This window comes from Pseudomonas sp. M5 (assembly GCF_016907075.1).
GTDB lineage: Bacteria > Pseudomonadota > Gammaproteobacteria > Pseudomonadales > Pseudomonadaceae > Aquipseudomonas > Aquipseudomonas putida_E.
This window is the reverse complement of record NZ_JAFBBH010000001.1, coordinates 4096920-4114089: the sequence shown is the minus strand read 5'-3', so window position 1 is coordinate 4114089 and position 17170 is coordinate 4096920. Positions and strand designations below refer to the sequence as shown.

General features: G+C 62.9%; 19 protein-coding genes. 16 read left to right on the top strand and 3 right to left on the bottom strand.

The window, feature by feature from the left end; translation table 11 throughout:
• The first annotated feature begins 56 nt into the window (after window positions 1-56).
• The 6 genes from hslU (at window position 57) to JOE27_RS18700 (ending at window position 7258) form a co-directional block, all read left to right on the top strand.
• Entirely contained in the window at window positions 57-1400 is a 1344-nt protein-coding gene (hslU, locus tag JOE27_RS18725) for an ATP-dependent protease ATPase subunit HslU (protein ID WP_046785022.1), read from the top strand.
• 168 nt (window positions 1401-1568) lie between these two features.
• Window positions 1569-1946, top strand: coding sequence for a DUF971 domain-containing protein (locus JOE27_RS18720; RefSeq protein ID WP_046785021.1), 378 nt, complete (start codon window positions 1569-1571; stop codon window positions 1944-1946).
• A gap of 352 nt (window positions 1947-2298) precedes the next feature.
• The gene (gene phaC / locus JOE27_RS18715) at window positions 2299-3978 is read left to right on the top strand and encodes a class II poly(R)-hydroxyalkanoic acid synthase (RefSeq protein WP_046785020.1); all 1680 of its coding nucleotides are present in this window, start codon (window positions 2299-2301) and stop codon (window positions 3976-3978) included.
• 63 nt (window positions 3979-4041) lie between these two features.
• Window positions 4042-4893, top strand: coding sequence for a poly(3-hydroxyalkanoate) depolymerase (gene phaZ, locus JOE27_RS18710; protein ID WP_046785019.1), 852 nt, complete (start codon window positions 4042-4044; stop codon window positions 4891-4893).
• Window positions 4894-4947: 54 nt separating this feature from the next.
• Window positions 4948-6630 carry a class II poly(R)-hydroxyalkanoic acid synthase gene (gene phaC / locus JOE27_RS18705; protein WP_012312401.1) on the top strand — a complete coding sequence of 561 codons (1683 nt, stop codon included), beginning with the start codon at window positions 4948-4950 and terminating at the stop codon, window positions 6628-6630.
• A 13-nt stretch (window positions 6631-6643) separates the two neighbouring features.
• Window positions 6644-7258 carry a TetR/AcrR family transcriptional regulator gene (locus JOE27_RS18700; protein ID WP_196997369.1) on the top strand — a complete coding sequence of 205 codons (615 nt, stop codon included), beginning with the start codon at window positions 6644-6646 and terminating at the stop codon, window positions 7256-7258.
• A 123-nt stretch (window positions 7259-7381) separates the two neighbouring features.
• Here JOE27_RS18700 and JOE27_RS18695 read toward each other — a convergent pair whose 3' ends face one another.
• The 3 genes from JOE27_RS18695 to JOE27_RS18685 all read right to left on the bottom strand — a co-directional run bounded on the left by JOE27_RS18695 (window position 7382) and on the right by JOE27_RS18685 (window position 8963).
• Window positions 7382-8146 carry a phasin family protein gene (locus JOE27_RS18695; RefSeq protein ID WP_119688152.1) on the bottom strand — a complete coding sequence of 255 codons (765 nt, stop codon included), beginning with the start codon at window positions 8144-8146 and terminating at the stop codon, window positions 7382-7384.
• A gap of 10 nt (window positions 8147-8156) precedes the next feature.
• Window positions 8157-8576: a phasin family protein gene (locus JOE27_RS18690; protein ID WP_046785015.1), complete on the bottom strand. Its 420-nt coding sequence runs from the start codon at window positions 8574-8576 to the stop codon at window positions 8157-8159.
• Window positions 8577-8687: 111 nt separating this feature from the next.
• The gene (locus JOE27_RS18685) at window positions 8688-8963 is read right to left on the bottom strand and encodes a polyhydroxyalkanoic acid system family protein (protein ID WP_046785014.1); all 276 of its coding nucleotides are present in this window, start codon (window positions 8961-8963) and stop codon (window positions 8688-8690) included.
• 124 nt (window positions 8964-9087) lie between these two features.
• Here JOE27_RS18685 and ubiE point away from each other — a divergent pair, with 124 nt between their 5' ends.
• The 10 genes from ubiE (at window position 9088) to JOE27_RS18635 (ending at window position 17085) form a co-directional block, all read left to right on the top strand.
• Window positions 9088-9858 (top strand): bifunctional demethylmenaquinone methyltransferase/2-methoxy-6-polyprenyl-1,4-benzoquinol methylase UbiE, encoded by a 771-nt coding sequence (ubiE, locus tag JOE27_RS18680; protein ID WP_012312396.1) that lies wholly within the window; start codon window positions 9088-9090, stop codon window positions 9856-9858.
• The gene (locus tag JOE27_RS18675; protein WP_046785013.1) at window positions 9858-10481 is read left to right on the top strand and encodes an SCP2 sterol-binding domain-containing protein; all 624 of its coding nucleotides are present in this window, start codon (window positions 9858-9860) and stop codon (window positions 10479-10481) included. The genes ubiE and JOE27_RS18675 overlap by 1 nt, the downstream gene beginning before the upstream one ends.
• Window positions 10478-12097 carry a ubiquinone biosynthesis regulatory protein kinase UbiB gene (gene ubiB / locus JOE27_RS18670; RefSeq protein WP_115273412.1) on the top strand — a complete coding sequence of 540 codons (1620 nt, stop codon included), beginning with the start codon at window positions 10478-10480 and terminating at the stop codon, window positions 12095-12097. Before JOE27_RS18675 ends, ubiB begins: the two co-directional genes overlap by 4 nt.
• A 73-nt stretch (window positions 12098-12170) precedes the next feature.
• Window positions 12171-12563, top strand: coding sequence for a phosphoribosyl-AMP cyclohydrolase (gene hisI, locus JOE27_RS18665; RefSeq protein WP_115273411.1), 393 nt, complete (start codon window positions 12171-12173; stop codon window positions 12561-12563).
• Window position 12564: 1 nt separating this feature from the next.
• Window positions 12565-12900, top strand: coding sequence for a phosphoribosyl-ATP diphosphatase (locus JOE27_RS18660; RefSeq protein ID WP_046785010.1), 336 nt, complete (start codon window positions 12565-12567; stop codon window positions 12898-12900).
• 25 nt (window positions 12901-12925) lie between these two features.
• On the top strand, window positions 12926-13198 hold the full coding sequence (locus JOE27_RS18655) for a twin-arginine translocase TatA/TatE family subunit (RefSeq protein ID WP_012312391.1): 273 nt from the start codon (window positions 12926-12928) through the stop codon (window positions 13196-13198).
• Between the two features lie 3 nt (window positions 13199-13201).
• A complete protein-coding gene (tatB, locus tag JOE27_RS18650) occupies window positions 13202-13576 on the top strand; it encodes a Sec-independent protein translocase protein TatB (RefSeq protein ID WP_115273409.1) in 375 nt (124 codons plus the stop codon).
• Window positions 13573-14364, top strand: coding sequence for a twin-arginine translocase subunit TatC (gene tatC / locus JOE27_RS18645; protein WP_012312389.1), 792 nt, complete (start codon window positions 13573-13575; stop codon window positions 14362-14364). Before tatB ends, tatC begins: the two co-directional genes overlap by 4 nt.
• Window positions 14361-15068, top strand: a complete 708-nt coding sequence (locus JOE27_RS18640) for a 16S rRNA (uracil(1498)-N(3))-methyltransferase (RefSeq protein WP_115273408.1) — start codon at window positions 14361-14363, stop codon at window positions 15066-15068. The genes tatC and JOE27_RS18640 overlap by 4 nt, the downstream gene beginning before the upstream one ends.
• Before the next feature lie 100 nt (window positions 15069-15168).
• The gene (locus tag JOE27_RS18635) at window positions 15169-17085 is read left to right on the top strand and encodes a methyl-accepting chemotaxis protein (RefSeq protein ID WP_204919437.1); all 1917 of its coding nucleotides are present in this window, start codon (window positions 15169-15171) and stop codon (window positions 17083-17085) included.
• Window positions 17086-17170: the final 85 nt, after the last annotated feature.

The following is a 17170-nucleotide window of genomic DNA, read 5'->3' as shown; positions in this document are numbered from 1 at the left end:
TCCCGGTGACGGGGCTTTTCCACGCTGACTCATTCTGCTCGAGGACCATTTTCATCATGTCCATGACCCCCCGCGAGATCGTCCACGAACTCAACCGCCACATCATCGGCCAGGACGACGCCAAGCGCGCCGTGGCCATCGCCCTGCGCAACCGCTGGCGGCGGATGCAGCTGCCAGCCGAGCTGCGCGCCGAGGTGACGCCTAAAAACATTCTGATGATCGGCCCCACCGGCGTCGGCAAGACCGAAATTGCCCGCCGCCTGGCCAAGCTGGCCAACGCACCATTCCTCAAGGTCGAAGCGACCAAGTTCACCGAGGTGGGCTACGTTGGCCGCGATGTCGAGTCGATCATCCGCGACCTGGCCGACGCCGCGATGAAGATGCTGCGCGAGCAAGAGATCATCCGCGTGCGCCACCGCGCCGAAGATGCCGCCGAAGACCGTATTCTCGACGCCCTGCTGCCGCAGGCCCGGGTCACCAGCTTCAGCGAGGAAGCCGCGCAGACCAGCAGCGACTCCAATACCCGCCAGCTGTTCCGCAAGCGCCTGCGTGAAGGCCAACTGGACGACAAGGAAATCGAAATCGAGGTGGCCGACGCCGTCGGCGTCGAAATCGCCGCGCCGCCCGGCATGGAAGAGATGACCAACCAGCTGCAGAGCCTGTTCGCCAACATGGGCAAGGGCAAGCGCAAGGCGCGCAAGCTCAAGGTCAAAGAAGCGCTGAAGATGGTTCGCGACGAAGAAGCGAGCCGCCTGGTCAACGATGATGACTTGAAGGCAAAGGCCCTGGAAGCGGTCGAACAGCACGGCATCGTGTTCATCGACGAAATCGACAAGGTGGCCAAGCGTGGCAACGTCGGCGGCGCTGATGTGTCCCGTGAAGGCGTGCAGCGCGACCTGCTGCCACTGATCGAAGGCTGCACCGTCAACACCAAGCTGGGCATGGTCAAGACCGACCACATCCTGTTCATCGCCTCCGGCGCGTTCCACCTGAGCAAGCCGAGCGACCTGGTCCCTGAACTGCAAGGCCGCCTGCCGATCCGCGTGGAGCTCAAGGCGCTGACCCCGGAAGACTTCGAGCGCATCCTGCAAGAGCCGCACGCTTCGCTGACCGAGCAGTACCGCGAGCTGCTCAAGACCGAAGGCCTGAACATCGAGTTCAAGGCAGACGGTATCAAGCGCCTGGCCGAGATCGCCTTCCAGGTCAACGAGAAGACCGAGAACATCGGTGCCCGCCGCCTGCACACCCTGCTCGAGCGCCTGCTCGAAGAGGTGTCGTTCAGTGCCGGCGACCTGGCCAGTGCACATGATGAAGCACCGATCCAGATCGACGCAGCGTACGTGAACGGCCATCTGGGTGAGCTGGCCCAGAACGAAGACCTGTCGCGCTACATCCTTTAAGCGGCGAGCTGCAAGCTGCAAGCGACAAGCTGTTTGGCGTCGCTTGCAGCACTGCGCTCACATGATCTTTCCATGGTGGCTCTAATATCACTTCTTGCAGCTTGAAGCTTGAAGCTTGAAGCTTGAAGCTTGAAGCTTGAAGCTTGTCGCTCAGAAGAGATTCAGACCATGGCCCGCATGCCAACCGCCATCAACCTGCACAAAGCCTCCAGGACACTCAGCCTCACCTACGGTCCCGACGAGGCCTATCACCTGCCCGCCGAATTCCTGCGCGTGCACTCCCCCTCCGCCGAGGTCCAGGGCCACGGCAACCCCATCCTGCAATTCGGCAAGATCAATGTCGGCCTCAGCGGCCTTGAGCCCGCTGGCCAATATGCACTGAAACTGACCTTCGACGACGGCCATGACAGCGGGCTGTTCACCTGGGAATACTTGGAGCAACTGTGCCTGCGTCAGGAACAACTCTGGGCCGAGTACCTCGATGAGTTGCACAAGGCCGGCAAATCCCGCGATCCTGCCGAAACAGTGGTCAAACTGATGCTCTAGCTCAAGCCTTCCACGCTTTAGAGCGCATTTTCTAATCTCATCTGCTTGAATGCCCTACAGACAGCTCATTCAAGGGCTGTCTTGCGCATTACATGAAAGTCGGGTAACCAATGGAGCTGGCAAGTTCCCTGCATTGCTTTGAAGGCAGTCAGGGCATGGCCGGTATGTAGAGGTCGCGAGCGAAAGCAGGCTGTCTTCACACGCAGATTCCCCCGCAGCTCATCGCCGATTGCATCCGGCCCGCAGCACCGCTGTTCCTTATCACTGGTCACCCGAGTAGCAGTACCGGGCTGTCGACTGTGCATGCGCCACAGCAAACCGGTACTCGTCTCAGGACAACGGAGCGTCGTAGATGAGTAACAAGAACAACGATGAGTTGCAGCGGCAAGCCTCGGACAACACCCTGGGCCTGAACCCGGTCATCGGCATCCGCCGCAAGGACCTGCTGAGCTCTGCGCGTACCGTGCTGCGCCAGGCCGTGCGCCAGCCGCTGCACAGCGCCAAACACGTGGCACATTTCGGCCTGGAGCTGAAAAACGTGCTGCTGGGCAAGTCCAGCCTGGCCCCCGAGGGCGACGACCGTCGCTTCCAGGACCCGGCCTGGAGCAAGAACCCGCTGTACCGCCGCTACCTGCAAACCTATCTGGCCTGGCGCAAGGAGCTGCAGGACTGGATCGGCAACAGCGACCTGTCGCCCCAGGACATCAGCCGCGGGCAATTCGTCATCAACCTGATGACCGAAGCCATGGCGCCGACCAATACCCTGTCCAACCCGGCGGCGGTCAAACGCTTCTTCGAAACCGGCGGCAAGAGCCTGCTCGACGGCCTGTCCAACCTGGCCAAGGACGTGGTCAACAACGGTGGCATGCCCAGCCAGGTCAACATGGACGCCTTTGAAGTGGGCAAGAACCTCGGTACCAGCGAAGGCGCCGTGGTGTACCGCAATGACGTGCTGGAGCTGATCCAGTACAGCCCAATCACCGAGCAGGTGCACGCCCGCCCTTTGCTGGTGGTGCCGCCACAGATCAACAAGTTCTACGTCTTCGACCTGAGCCCTGAGAAAAGCTTGGCGCGCTTCTGCCTGCGCTCGCATCAGCAGACCTTCATCATCAGTTGGCGCAACCCGACCAAAGCCCAGCGTGAGTGGGGCCTGTCGACCTACATCGACGCACTCAAGGAAGCGGTCGACGCGGTCCTGGCGATTACCGGCAGCAAGGACCTGAACATGCTCGGTGCCTGCTCCGGCGGCATCACCTGCACCGCACTGGTTGGCCACTACGCCGCGCTGGGCGAGAAGAAGGTGAATGCGCTGACCCTGCTGGTCAGCGTGCTGGACACCACCCTGGATACCCAGGTGGCATTGTTCGTCGACGAGCAGACTCTGGAGTCGGCCAAGCGCCACTCCTACCAGGCCGGCGTGCTCGAAGGCAGCGACATGGCCAAAGTGTTCGCCTGGATGCGCCCCAACGACCTGATCTGGAACTACTGGGTCAACAACTACCTGCTCGGCAACGAGCCGCCCGTATTCGACATCCTGTTCTGGAACAACGACACCACGCGCCTGCCGGCGGCCTTCCACGGCGACCTGATCGAAATGTTCAAGAACAACCCGTTGACCCGCGCCGATGCACTGGAAGTGTGCGGGACCGCCATCGACCTGAAAAAGGTCAAGTGCGACATCTTCAGTGTGGCCGGCACCGCCGACCATATTACCCCGTGGCAGTCGTGCTACCGCTCGGCGCACCTGTTTGGCGGCAAGATCGAGTTTGTCCTGTCCAACAGCGGCCACATCCAGAGCATCCTCAACCCGCCGGGCAACCCCAAGGCGCGTTTCCTGACTGGCGCGGACCGCCCCGGCGACGCATTGGCCTGGCAAGAGAACGCAGACAAGCATGCCGACTCCTGGTGGCTGTATTGGCAGGCATGGCTGAGCGAGCGCGCCGGCGACCTGAAAAAGGCGCCGGCCCGCCTGGGCAACCGTGCCTATGCCGCAGGTGAAGCCGCACCGGGAACTTACGTTCACGAACGTTGAGTTGTAACGCCGTGGCTGCCCACCGGCAGGCCACGGCGCTTCATTCACCACAGAGTCATGCGCATGTCGTCACACTACATATTCCGGACCGTCGAGCTGGACGACCAGTCCATCCGCACTGCCGTGCGCCCAGGCAAGCCGCACCTGACGCCGCTGCTGATCTTCAATGGCATCGGCGCCAACCTGGAGCTGGTGTTCCCGTTCATCGAAGCGCTGGACCCGGACCTCGAAGTCATTGCCTTCGACGTGCCAGGCGTGGGTGGCTCCTCCACCCCCCGCCACCCCTATCGCTTCCCCGGCCTGGCCAAGCTGACCGCACGCATGCTCGACTACCTGGACTACGGCCAGGTCAACGTGATCGGGGTGTCCTGGGGCGGCGCCCTGGCCCAGCAGTTCGCCCATGACTATCCGGAACGCTGCAAGAAATTGGTGCTGGCCGCTACCGCCGCCGGTGCAGTGATGGTGCCGGGCAAGCCGAAAGTACTGTGGAACATGGCCAGCCCTCGGCGTTACATCCAGCCCTCACATGTGATCCGCATCGCTCCGCTGATCTATGGCGGCGCCTTTCGCCGCAACCCTGACCTTGCCATGCACCATGCCTCCAAGGTGCGCTCCGGCGGCAAGCTGGGCTACTACTGGCAGTTGTTCGCCGGGCTGGGCTGGACCAGCATCCACTGGCTGCACAAGATCCAGCAGCCCACCCTGGTGCTGGCCGGCGACGACGATCCGCTGATCCCACTGATCAACATGCGCTTGCTGGCCTGGCGAATTCCCAATGCCCAGCTACATATTATCGACGACGGTCATCTGTTCCTGATCACCCGGGCTGAGGCCGTCGCCCCGATCATCATGAAGTTCCTCGAGCAAGAACGTCAGCGCGCGGTCATGCACCCCCGCCCGGCCTCCGGCGGCTAGGGTGCTGTTTGCTGTTGTTCTGTCCCGACCGTGGCCTGACGAAGGAGTGCTGCCATGAAAGACAAACCGGCCAAAGGAACGACAACGCTCCCCGCCATGAGCATGAACGCACAGAACGCGATCGTCGGCCTGCGCGGCCGCGACCTGATTTCCACGCTGCGCAATGTTGGCCGCCATGGTTTGCTCAACCCGTTGCATACCGCACGCCACCTGCTCGCCCTAAGCGGCCAGCTGGGTCGCGTGATGCTCGGCGACACGCCCTATTCGCCAAGCCCGCGGGATGCGCGCTTCAGCGATCCTACATGGAGCCAGAACCCGTTTTACCGCCGTGGCCTGCAGGCCTATCTGGCCTGGCAGAAGCAGACCCGCCTGTGGATAGATGAAAGCCACCTGGACGACGACGACCGGGCCCGTGCGCATTTCCTGTTCAACCAGATCAACGACGCCCTGGCACCGAGCAACTCGTTGCTCAATCCGTTGGCGGTCAAGGAACTGCTCAATACCGGCGGGCAGAGCCTGGTGCGCGGCGTGGCACACCTGCTCGATGACCTGCGCCACAACGACGGGCTGCCGCGCCAAGTGGATGAGCGGGCCTTCGAAGTGGGCGGCAACCTGGCAGCAACTCCGGGCGCGGTGGTGTTTCGCAACGAGATGCTGGAGCTGATCCAGTACAAGCCGATGAGTGAAAAACAGCACGCTCGGCCTGTGCTGGTGGTGCCCCCCCAGATCAACAAGTTCTATATCTTCGACATGCAGGCGAACAACAGCTTCGTCCAATACATGCTCAAGAACGGTTTGCAAGTGTTCATGGTCAGCTGGCGCAACCCCGACCCGCGCCACCGCGAATGGGGCCTGTCCAGCTACGTGGAGGCGCTTGAAGAGGCACTCAACGCCTGCCGTAGTATCAGCGGCAACCGCGACCCCAACCTGATGGGGGCCTGCGCCGGCGGCCTGACCATGGCCGCGCTGCAGGGCCACCTGCAAGCCAAGCACCAACTGCGCCGGGTGCGCAGCGCCACCTACCTGGTCAGCTTGCTCGACAGCAAGTTTGACAGCCCCGCCAGCCTGTTCGCCGACGAGCAGACCATCGAAGCGGCCAAGCGCCGCTCTTACCAGCGCGGGGTACTGGATGGCAGCGAAGTGGCGCGGATCTTCGCCTGGATGCGGCCCAACGACCTGATCTGGAACTACTGGGTCAACAATTACCTGCTGGGCAAAACGCCCCCTGCTTTCGACATTCTCTACTGGAACGCCGACAGCACGCGACTGCCCGCTGCCCTGCATGGCGAACTGCTGGACTTCTTCAAGCTCAACCCGCTCACCCACCCCGCCGGGCTGGAAGTCTGCGGCACGCCCATCGACCTCAAGCAGGTCAACCTCGACAGCTTTACCGTGGCCGGCAGCAATGACCACATCACCCCATGGGATGCCGTGTACCGTTCGGCCCTGCTGTTGGGCGGCGAGCGACGGTTCGTGCTGGCCAACAGCGGGCACATCCAGAGCATCATCAACCCGCCCGGAAACCCCAAGGCCTACTACCTGGACAACCCCAGGCTATCGAGCGACCCGCGGGCCTGGTTCCACGATGCCAAGCGCAACGACGGCAGCTGGTGGCCCCTGTGGCTGGAATGGATAACCCCACGTTCCGGCCCGCTCAAGGCGCCGCGGGTGGAGCTGGGCAACGCAACCTACCCACCGCTGGGCCCCGCGCCAGGCACCTATGTCCTGACCCGATGAGCACAACGACTGGATGAAGACCCGCGACCGTATTCTCGAATGCGCCCTGCAGCTGTTCAACCAGCAGGGCGAGCCCAACGTTTCGACCCTTGAGATTGCCAACGAGCTAGGGATCAGCCCTGGCAACCTGTATTACCACTTCCACGGCAAAGAGCCTTTGATAATCGGCCTGTTCGAGCGCTTCGAAGAAGCGCTTGTGCCGCTGCTGGACCCGCCGCTGGAAGTGCGCCTGGATGCCGAGGACTACTGGCTGTTTCTGCACCTGATTGTCGAACGCATGGCCCAGTACCGCTTCCTGTTCCAGGACCTGTCGAACCTGACCGGTCGCCTGCCCAAGCTGGCGCGGGGCATGCGCAGCCTGATCAATGCGCTCAAGCGCACACTGGCGGCATTGCTGGCCAGCCTCAAGGGCCAGGGCCAGGTGGTCAGTGAGACGCAGGCACTGGGGCAACTGGTGGAGCAGATCACCCTGACGCTCATGTTTTCGCTGGATTACCAGCGGGTACTGGGGCGCGAGGGGGATGTAGGGATCGTGGTGTACCAGGTGATGATGCTGGTGGCGCCGCATCTGCAGGCGCCTGCGCGGGAGGCGGCGGAGCATTTGGCGGTGCGGTATCTGGAGGGGTAGATAGCTTACAAGGTGCTGGAGCTGGCCCCATCGCCGGCAAGCCGGCCCCACACCTACCCTGCTGGCATTGAAACCAGCGGGGTACCTGTGGGCCGGCTTGCCGGCGATGAGGGCAACCCGGTGTCAGGCTTCAGCGCTCACCGGTGCCGACGGCGTGCTGCTGGCCGGTGCCGCGCTTGGCGACGGCGCTGCGGTAGCGGCCGGTGTGGCGCTGGCCGCTGGGGCTGCCGGTTTGGCGGCGGCGGGTTTGGCCGGCGCTTTTTTCACGGCGGGCTTCTTCGCCGCAGCGGGTTTGGCTGCAGGCTTGGCGGCAACCGGCTTGGCTGCAGGTTTCGCTGCTGGCTTGGCCGCAGCAGTCTTGGCCGCAGGTTTTGCCGCCGCGGTTTTCGCCGCAGGCTTCGCTGCTGCCTTGGCCAGCGGTTTGGCCGCAGTCTTGCTGGCTGCCGGTTTGGCTGCAGCAGCGCGCGAGGAGACCGGTGTGACCGAGGCGCCGGTCAGCTTCTCGATCTGCTTGGTCAGGCTATCGACCTGCTGGTGCAGGGCCTTGATCTCGTTCCGGCTTGGCACACCGAGGCGCGAAATGGCGCTGTTCAGGCGTTTGTCGAAGGCTTCTTCGAGCTCGCTCCACTTGCCCAGTGCGCGATCTTTCACGCCGGACACACGCGAAGTGGTCGAGGCCTTGGCGTTATCGGCGACATCCTCGGCGGTTTTCTTCGCCTGCTTCTCGGCCTTCTCGCCATCTTTCACCAGCGAGTCGAACAGCTTCGGGCCGTCCTGGTCGATCTTCGAATAGATACCCAGCCCTGCCAGCCAGATCTTGCGGGAGTACTTCTCGACCCCGCCGACCCAGGAGCTGCCGTCTTTGTCGGAATTCTTCTTGCCAGCCATCCTGCTCTCCTTATGGTTTGTGCGCGACGCGCTCAAGCAGCTCATGCAGCTGTTCAAGCTTGATGGACAACGCCTCAACGTCATGTTTAGACGGAATGCCGAGGCGATTCAAGGCGCGACCGACCCGCGCGTCGAAAGCCTTCTCGATCTTGTCGAGTTGAACTTCGACCTTGCCACGTACGCGGCTGACTTCTTCGCTCGCTTCGTCGATCTGGGTGTTGGCGGCATCGAGTTCTTTGTCGATGCGCTTCTTGCCACGTTTCTCGACCCCTTCACCGGCTTTTACCAGCTCCTGAAAGTAGTCCGAACCCTCCTGGCCAACACGGGCGTAAGCGCCGATGCCTGCCAGCCAGATCTTGCGCGCGTAGCCGCGCACCTCGCCCAGCGTGCTTTGGGCGTCATCCTTTTTCTTCACATTCACTTTGGCCATGCTCTATACCTCATGCTCATGAGTGGAGGGAGAAACCGCCCATGGAGGCTGGGCTTGAGCATAAGGTAATGAGTGAAATTAGAATCTTCACCCTAAGAGCAGCTGCAGCTTTCAGACCAGAGCCTTGTCCAGCGCCCGCTCGATCTCACTCTTGATGGTGCCGCTCATCATCGACAGCATCATGCCCAACTTCAATTCGACACGGATGCTGTCCTCGCCAATATGTACGCTGCCGTTGGCGCCGCTGCGGGCGACGTCCACACGGTCACCGTTCCAGGTGGCCTTGAGGTCGTATTCCTGGCTCAGTTTGTCCACCAGCGCTTGGGCCTTGGCACGGGCGGCCTCGCGACCGAGGGAGTGTTTGCGTTCGACGCTGATCTGGGTCATGCGGGTGTTCCTGGATATGAAGACATAATCGGCATTATGCCCGCCCCTGCCGCACGGTACACCCCGCCAAGACAAATGCGCCCGTTCGCCCTAGAATGGCGATAATTTTTTCCGGTGAAGCGATATGAACGACCAGCGCAAAGGCGAACACGCCGAACCCACCACCCATTTCGGTTACCAGGATGTGCCCGAGAGCCAGAAGGCGAAGAAAGTCGCCGAAGTGTTCCACTCGGTGGCTGCCAAGTACGACCTGATGAACGACGTGCTTTCCGGCGGCATGCACCGCCTGTGGAAGCGCTTCACCATCGAGCTGTCAGGTGTGCGTAGCGGCAATCGGGTGCTGGACATCGCCGGCGGCACGGGTGATCTGGCAGCCAAGTTCTCGCGCCTGGTCGGCCCTACCGGCCAAGTGGTGCTCGCCGACATCAACGACTCGATGCTCAAGGTCGGCCGCGACCGCCTGCTCGACCGTGGTGTTGCCGGCAACATCGAATTCGTCCAGGCCGACGCCGAGAAACTGCCATTCCCGGACAACCACTTCGACTGTGTGACCATCGCCTTCGGCCTGCGCAACGTCACCCACAAGGACGAAGCCATCCGTTCGATGCTGCGCGTGCTCAAGCCAGGCGGGCGCCTGTTGATCCTGGAGTTCTCCAAGCCGACCAACAAGCTGATGTCCAAGGCCTACGACGCCTACTCGTTCGCCTTCATGCCCCTGGCCGGCAAGCTGATCACCAATGACTCCGAGAGCTACCGCTACCTCGCCGAATCGATCCGCATGCACCCCGACCAGGAAACCCTCAAGGCCATGATGGTCGATGCCGGTTTCGACCGGGTCACCTACCACAACATGACCAGCGGCATCGTCGCCGTGCACCGGGGAATCAAGCCCTGATGTTGCTGGCAGGGCTGCTCGCCAGCGTCGAACATGGCCTGAACCGCGTCCTGCGCATGGACAGCACGGCATTGCCGCGGCTGGGCGCGCTGGAAGGCAAGGTCATCGAAATCGATTGTCGCCAGCCGGCCCTGCAAGTGTTCATCCTGCCCGATGAAGAGGGCCTGATGCTTGCCGCCCACTGGCAAGGCGAGGTCGACTGCAGCCTGCGCGCGCCAGCCGGGAGCCTGCTGCAACTGGCCGTGGCCAAGGACAAGACGGCCGTGCTGCATAGCCCTCAGGTCGAGCTGCATGGCGACAGTGCCGTGCTGCTCGACCTGTTCGGTGTGTTGCAAGACCTGGAGCTGGACTGGGAACACGAACTGCAACGCTGGCTCGGCCCGGTCGCCACCTCGCTGCTCGCCGGCCACGTGCGCCTGCGTGCACGCTGGACCCGCCAAGGCCTGGCACGCTTCAGCCAAAACCTGTCCGAGTACCTGGCCGAAGAGTCGCGCACCCTGGTAGGCAAGCGCGAAGCCGAAGCCGCCTTCAGCGAGCTCGATACCCTGAAGGTCGATTTAGAACGCCTCGAGGCGCGCCTGCAGCGCCTCTCCCGATCCCTTGATACCAGCGATAACGCATGAAGCTGCTCGCCGTCCGTCGTCTCTTTCGCATCCAGCGCGTGGTGATCCGCTACCGCCTCGATGACCTGCTCTTCGACCTGCCGCTGCCGTGGTGGCTGCGCAGCCTGCGCCTGCTGATGCCGTGGCGCTGGTTGCCTCGCACACCCTCCGAACTCAGCCGGGGAGCCCGCCTGCGCCTGGCGCTTCAGGACCTGGGGCCGATCTTCATCAAATTCGGCCAGTTGCTGTCCACCCGTCGCGACCTGCTGCCCACCGACATCGCCGACGAGCTGATGCTGCTGCAGGACCGCGTACCGCCGTTCGACCCGAAACAGGCCGTGGCGCTGATCGAAAGCCAGCTTGGCGCCAAGGTGGGTGAGGTGTTCAGCCGCTTCGACGTCGAGCCGCTGGCCTCGGCCTCGGTGGCCCAGGTGCATGCCGCGCGCCTGAAGACCGGCGAGGAAGTGGTGGTCAAGGTAGTACGCCCGGGCCTCAAACCAGTGATCGCCCAGGACCTTGCCTGGCTGTTCCTGATCGCAAAAGGCGCCGAGCGGGCTTCGGCCGATGCCCGCCGCCTGCACCCGGTGGAAATCGTCGGCGACTACGAAAAAACCATCTACGACGAACTCGACCTGCTCCGCGAGGCGGCCAACGCCAGCCAGCTGCGGCGCAACTTCGAAGGCTCGGAGCTGATGTACGTGCCCCAGGTCTACTGGGACCTGTGCCGCCCCAAGGTGCTGGTGATGGAGCGCATCTACGGCGTGCCGGTGACCGACATGGCCACCCTGGCCGACCAGCGCACCGACATGAAACTGCTGGCCGAGCGCGGTGTGGAGGTGTTTTTCACCCAGGTGTTCCGCCACAGTTTCTTCCATGCCGACATGCACCCCGGCAATATCTTCGTCAGCACGGTCAAGCCGTGGAGCCCGCAATACATCGCCATCGACTGCGGCATCGTCGGCAGCCTCACCGCCGAAGACCAGGACTACCTGGCACGCAACCTGATCGCCTTCTTCAAGCGCGACTACCGCCGTGTCGCCGAGCTGCACATCGACTCGGGGTGGGTACCGGCGCACACCAAGGTCAATGAATTCGAAGCGGCCATCCGTACCGTGTGCGAGCCGATCTTCGAAAAACCGCTCAAGGACATTTCCTTCGGCCAAGTGCTGATGCGCCTGTTCCAGACTGCCCGGCGCTTCAACATGGAAGTCCAGCCGCAGTTGGTGCTGCTGCAGAAGACCCTGCTCAACATCGAGGGCCTGGGCCGCCAGCTGTACCCCGACCTTGACCTGTGGAGTACCGCCAAACCGTTCCTGGAACGCTGGATGCGCGAGCGTTACAGCCCCAAGGCCATGTTCGGCAACCTGTACAGCCAGGCCGAACAGCTGCCGCACCTGGCCGGCATGACCCGCGACCTGCTCGAACGTCTTTCCCAGCCGCACCTGCACGACCCGCAACTGCCGGAGCGGCGCCGCCAGGGCGACCGCTGGGCACTGCGCCTGCTCGGTGCCGGCCTGCTGGGTGGCGGTGCGGTGCTGGCCGCCGGCGCCGCCGAGGCCGCCAGCCTCGCCGCCCCGGCCGCCTGGCCGGCTTGGCTGATGCTGGCCGCAGGCCTTTACCTGATCGTGCGCCAATAGCCAGCCGCGCTGCTGGCTGGCACACTAGCGCAAAGGGCCCGGTACAGGAGCGGGCCCGGTTTTGGAGTCGACGATGAAAGAGTGGCTGGACGAGATCAAGTGGAGCAGCGACGGCCTGGTACCGGCGATCGCCCAGGACCACAAGACCGGACGCGTGCTGATGATGGCCTGGATGAACCGCGAATCGCTGGCCCTCACTGCCGCCGAGCAACGCGCCATCTACTGGTCGCGCTCGCGTGGCAAGCTGTGGCGCAAGGGCGAGGAATCGGGGCATGTGCAGAAGCTGCACGAAATGCGCCTGGACTGTGATGCCGACGTGATCATCCTGATGGTCGAGCAACTGGGCCATATCGCCTGCCATACCGGCCGTGAAAGCTGCTTCTACCGCGTCTTCGAAGACGGCCAGTGGAAAACCGTCGATCCGGTGTTGAAAGACCCGCATGCCATCTACAACGCAGGACACTGACATGAGCGACACCCTCAACCGCCTGGCCGAAGTGCTCGAAGAACGCAAGCACGCGGCCCCCGACAGCTCCTACGTGGCCAGCCTGTACCACAAGGGCCTGAACAAGATCCTCGAAAAGCTCGGCGAAGAGTCCGTAGAGACCATCATTGCTGCCAAGGACGCAGAGGTCAGCAAGGATTGCAGTGATGTCATCTATGAAACCGCCGACCTGTGGTTTCATAGCCTGGTCATGCTCAGTGCACTGGGCCAGCACCCACAAGCCGTGCTCGATGAACTGGAACGCCGCTTCGGCCTGTCCGGGCACGATGAAAAGGCCGCTCGCGAGCCCTCGGCCTGACCAAATAGCATTCTAGGAGAGCACCATGGGTATTTTTGACTGGAAACACTGGATCGTCCTGCTGGTCGTCGTCGTCCTGGTGTTCGGCACCAAGAAGCTGAAGAACTTCGGCAGTGACCTTGGCGAATCGATCAAGGGCTTCCGCAAAGCCATGAACGAAGAAGAAAGCAAACCCGCCGAGCAGACCCCACCGCCTGCCCAGCCGGTACCGCCGGTGCAGAACACCGCACAACAGCCACAGGGCCACACCATCGAGGGCCAGGCGCAACCGGTCCAAGAGCCGCAGCGGAAAGACTGAACCATGTTCGGCATGAGTTTCAGCGAGTTACTGCTCGTCGGCCTCGTCGCGCTGCTGGTGCTCGGCCCCGAGCGCCTGCCCGGCGCCGCGCGCACTGCAGGGCTGTGGATCGGCCGGCTCAAGCGCAGCTTCAATTCGATCAAGATGGAAGTCGAGCGCGAAATCGGTGCCGATGACATCCGCCGACAGTTGCACAACGAGCACATCCTGCAAATGGAACAGGAAGCCAAGCGCATCCTCAACCCGCTGACGCCGCCTGCGCAGCCACCCGCCGCTGTGGCCACCGAGCAGCCCGCCGCCACGCCAACATCGGCACCGGTAGCGCCGGCGCCTGCGCCTGAGCAGCCCGAACAGCCTCAACCGCCGCGAGCCCCATGAGCGAAAAACCGCAAGACGACCAGCCCATGCCGCTGGTCTCGCACCTGACCGAACTGCGCACCCGCCTGCTGCGCTGCGTGGCTGCCATCTTCCTGATTTTTGCCGGGCTGTTCTCCTTCGCCCAGCAGATCTACACCCTGGTCTCGGCGCCACTGCGCGAACACCTGCCGGCCAACGCCACGATGATCGCCACCGACGTGGCCTCGCCGTTCCTGACGCCGTTCAAGCTGACCATGATCGTTTCGCTGTTCCTGGCGATCCCGTTCATCCTGCAGCAGATCTGGGGTTTTATCGCGCCTGGCCTGTATCGCCACGAAAAGCGCATCGCCATTCCGCTGCTGGTGTCGAGCATCTTCCTGTTCTATGCCGGCATGGCCTTCGCCTACTTCCTGGTGTTCCCGCTGATCTTCGGCTTCTTCGCCAGCGCCACGCCGGAAGGCGTGTCGATGATGACCGACATTTCCAGTTATCTGGACTTCGTCATGACGTTGTTCTTCGCCTTCGGTGTTGCCTTCGAGATCCCGGTAGCGGTGGTGCTGCTGGTGTGGATCGGCGTGGTCGACGTGCAATACCTGAAGAAAATCCGCCCCTACGTGATCATCGGCTGCTTCGTGGTCGGCATGATCCTGACCCCGCCCGACATCTTCTCGCAGACCTTGCTCGCCGTGCCCATGTGGCTGCTGTTCGAGATCGGCGTGCTGTGTGGCAGCCTGATCCGCAAGCGCAGCCACGCCGAAGATGACACGGCAAACGACCCCAACGACCAGCCACCAGCGACCCAGCCGTGAACCTGTTGCTTCTTGAAGAGGCCGACTTTGTGTCGGCCGACCGCGTCGTCCTTGCCGATCGGCGCTTCACCCATATGCAGGAGATTCACCGCGTGGTGGTGGGCGACAGCCTGCGCGTGGGCCGCATCAATGGCCTGATGGGCACCGCCACCGTGGTACGTCTGGCACAGCACGAAGCCGAGCTTGAAGTCGGCTTCGACCAGCCGCCGCCGGCCAAGCTGCCGCTGACCCTGGTGCTGGCCGTGCCGCGGCCAAAAATGCTGCGCAGGCTGTTCCAGACCGTCGCCACACTGGGCGTACAGCGGTTGATCCTGGTCAACAGCTACAAGGTCGAAAAAAGCTTCTGGCAGACGCCGTTCCTCAACCCCGAGAGCATCCGCGACAACCTGATACTGGGCCTGGAACAGGCCCGCGACACGGTGCTGCCCGAGGTGGTCATCGAAAAACGCTTCAAACCGTTCGTCGAAGACCGCCTGCCTGCCATCGCCGACGGCACCCTGGGCCTGGTTGGCCACCCCGGCCCCTACCCCGCGTGCCCGCGCGCCGTCGAAGGCCCGGTGACACTGGCCATTGGCCCCGAGGGCGGCTGGATCCCCTACGAAGTCGAGCTGCTGGGCAAAGCAGGGCTCGCGCCAGTGCAGTTGGGTGACCGCATCCTGCGTGTGGAAACCGCCGTAACAGCCTTGCTTTCAAGGATTTTCTGACAAACGGGTCAGGATTTTCCCATCAAGTTTCCCCGGCGCAGGCCGATGCCTAGGCAACACAACAATAATCCGTGCTGCCAAGTTTACCGGGGAGTCGAACATGTTCCGATGGGTTACCGAAACGCTGGGAAATGTGAGCGTCAATCGCAAACTGGGGCTGGGCTTTGGCCTGGTACTGCTACTGACTTTGGCCATCACCTTCACTGGCTGGCAAGGCATGAACAGCATCATCGACCGTGGTGACAAGCTGGGCAATATCTCGGTCATCAGCCAGGGCACCCAGGAACTGCGCATCGCGCGTCAGCATTACCAGCGCGATCGCAACGAAGCGGCGATCGGCGAACTGGAAAAAGCCCTCGCTGGCCTCGACCGCCAGATCAGCCTCATGCTCGGCCAGATCGAGCAACCCATCGATCATCAGCGCCTGCAGCAACAGCAGGAGGCGGTGCGCAAATATCAGCAAGCTTTCGCCGACCTCAAGCAGGCCGGGCAGCGACGCGAAGCCAGCCGAAGCGCACTGGGTGACAGTGCCGACAAGGCAGCCGAGCTTATCAGCCGGGTGCAGGAGCGCCTGCTGCAAGCCGGCGATATCACGCCCTACCAGAGCACGGTAGAGGTCAGTGCCCTGCTACAGCAAGCACGCTTCCAGGTGCGCGGCTACACCTACAGTGGCGAAGCGAACTACCAGCAGACTGCGCTCAACGCCATCGACCAGGCCATGACCAACCTCAAGGCGCTACCGGCCAAGCTGCCCGCCGAATATGCCGCCAGCCTCGATGACTCGATGTCGGCCCTCGCCGCTTACCGCGATGCGGTCAACCAGTTCGGTAGCGCGCAATCGGCCAGTGATCAGGCCCTGCAGGTGATGACTGATCAAGGCACCGTGCTGATGGATAACAGCCAGAAGATGACGGTTTCACAGACCGAAGTCCGCGATGCAGGCTCGCGCAAGGCAAAAACCTTGCTTGCCTCTGCCACGGCACTGGCGTTGGTACTGGGCCTGCTCGCGGCCTGGGCCATCACTCGGCAGATCATCGTCCCGCTGCGCCAGACACTGGCCGCCGCCGAGCGCGTGGCCAACGGCGACCTGCGCCAGGACCTTCTGGCAACCCGCCGCGACGAGCTGGGGCAGTTGCAGGCCAGCATGCAGCGCATGACCCAAGGCCTGCGCGAACTGATCGGTGGTATCGGTGACGGTGTCACGCAGATAGCCAGCGCCGCCGAAGAGCTTTCGGCGGTAACCGAGCAGACCAGCGCCGGGGTCAACAACCAAAAGGTCGAAACCGACCAGGTGGCCACTGCCATGAACGAAATGGCGGCCACCGTGCATGAAGTGGCACGCAATGCTGAGCAAGCCTCGGAGGCGGCCCTCATGGCGGATCAGCAGGCGCGTGAAGGTGATCGGGTTGTCAGCGAAGCGGTGGCGCAAATCGAGCGCCTGGCCGGTGAAGTGGTCAACTCCAGCGAGGCGATGAACCAGCTCAAGGCCGAAAGCGACAAGATCGGCAGCGTGCTGGATGTGATCAAGTCGGTGGCCCAGCAAACCAACCTGCTGGCCCTCAATGCGGCCATCGAAGCGGCGCGGGCCGGTGAGGCCGGCCGTGGCTTTGCCGTGGTCGCCGACGAAGTGCGCAGCCTGGCGCAGCGTACCCAGCAGTCCACCGAAGAGATCGAAGAGCTGATTGCCGGTTTGCAAAGCGGAACGCAGCGAGTGGCCAGCGTGATGGACGCCAGCCGCCAGCTCACCGACAGCAGCGTCGAGCTGACCCGCCGCGCCGGCACTTCGCTGGAGACCATCACCCGAACCGTGTCGTCGATCCAGGCGATGAACCAGCAGATCGCCACGGCCGCCGAACAGCAGAGTGCGACCGCCGAGGAGATCAACCGCAGCGTGATCAATGTGCGGGATATCTCCGACCAGACTTCGGCGGCGAGTGAGGAGACGGCCAGCTCCAGTGTCGAGCTTGCGCGGCTGGGCACACACCTGCAGAACCTGGTTGGCCGTTTCAGGCTTTAAGCCCACGCCAGCCCTGTCGCAAACGAGCTGCCGACAGGGCTGGTACTAATTCCTACATGCGCTACTGAAGTTTCCTACCTTATTT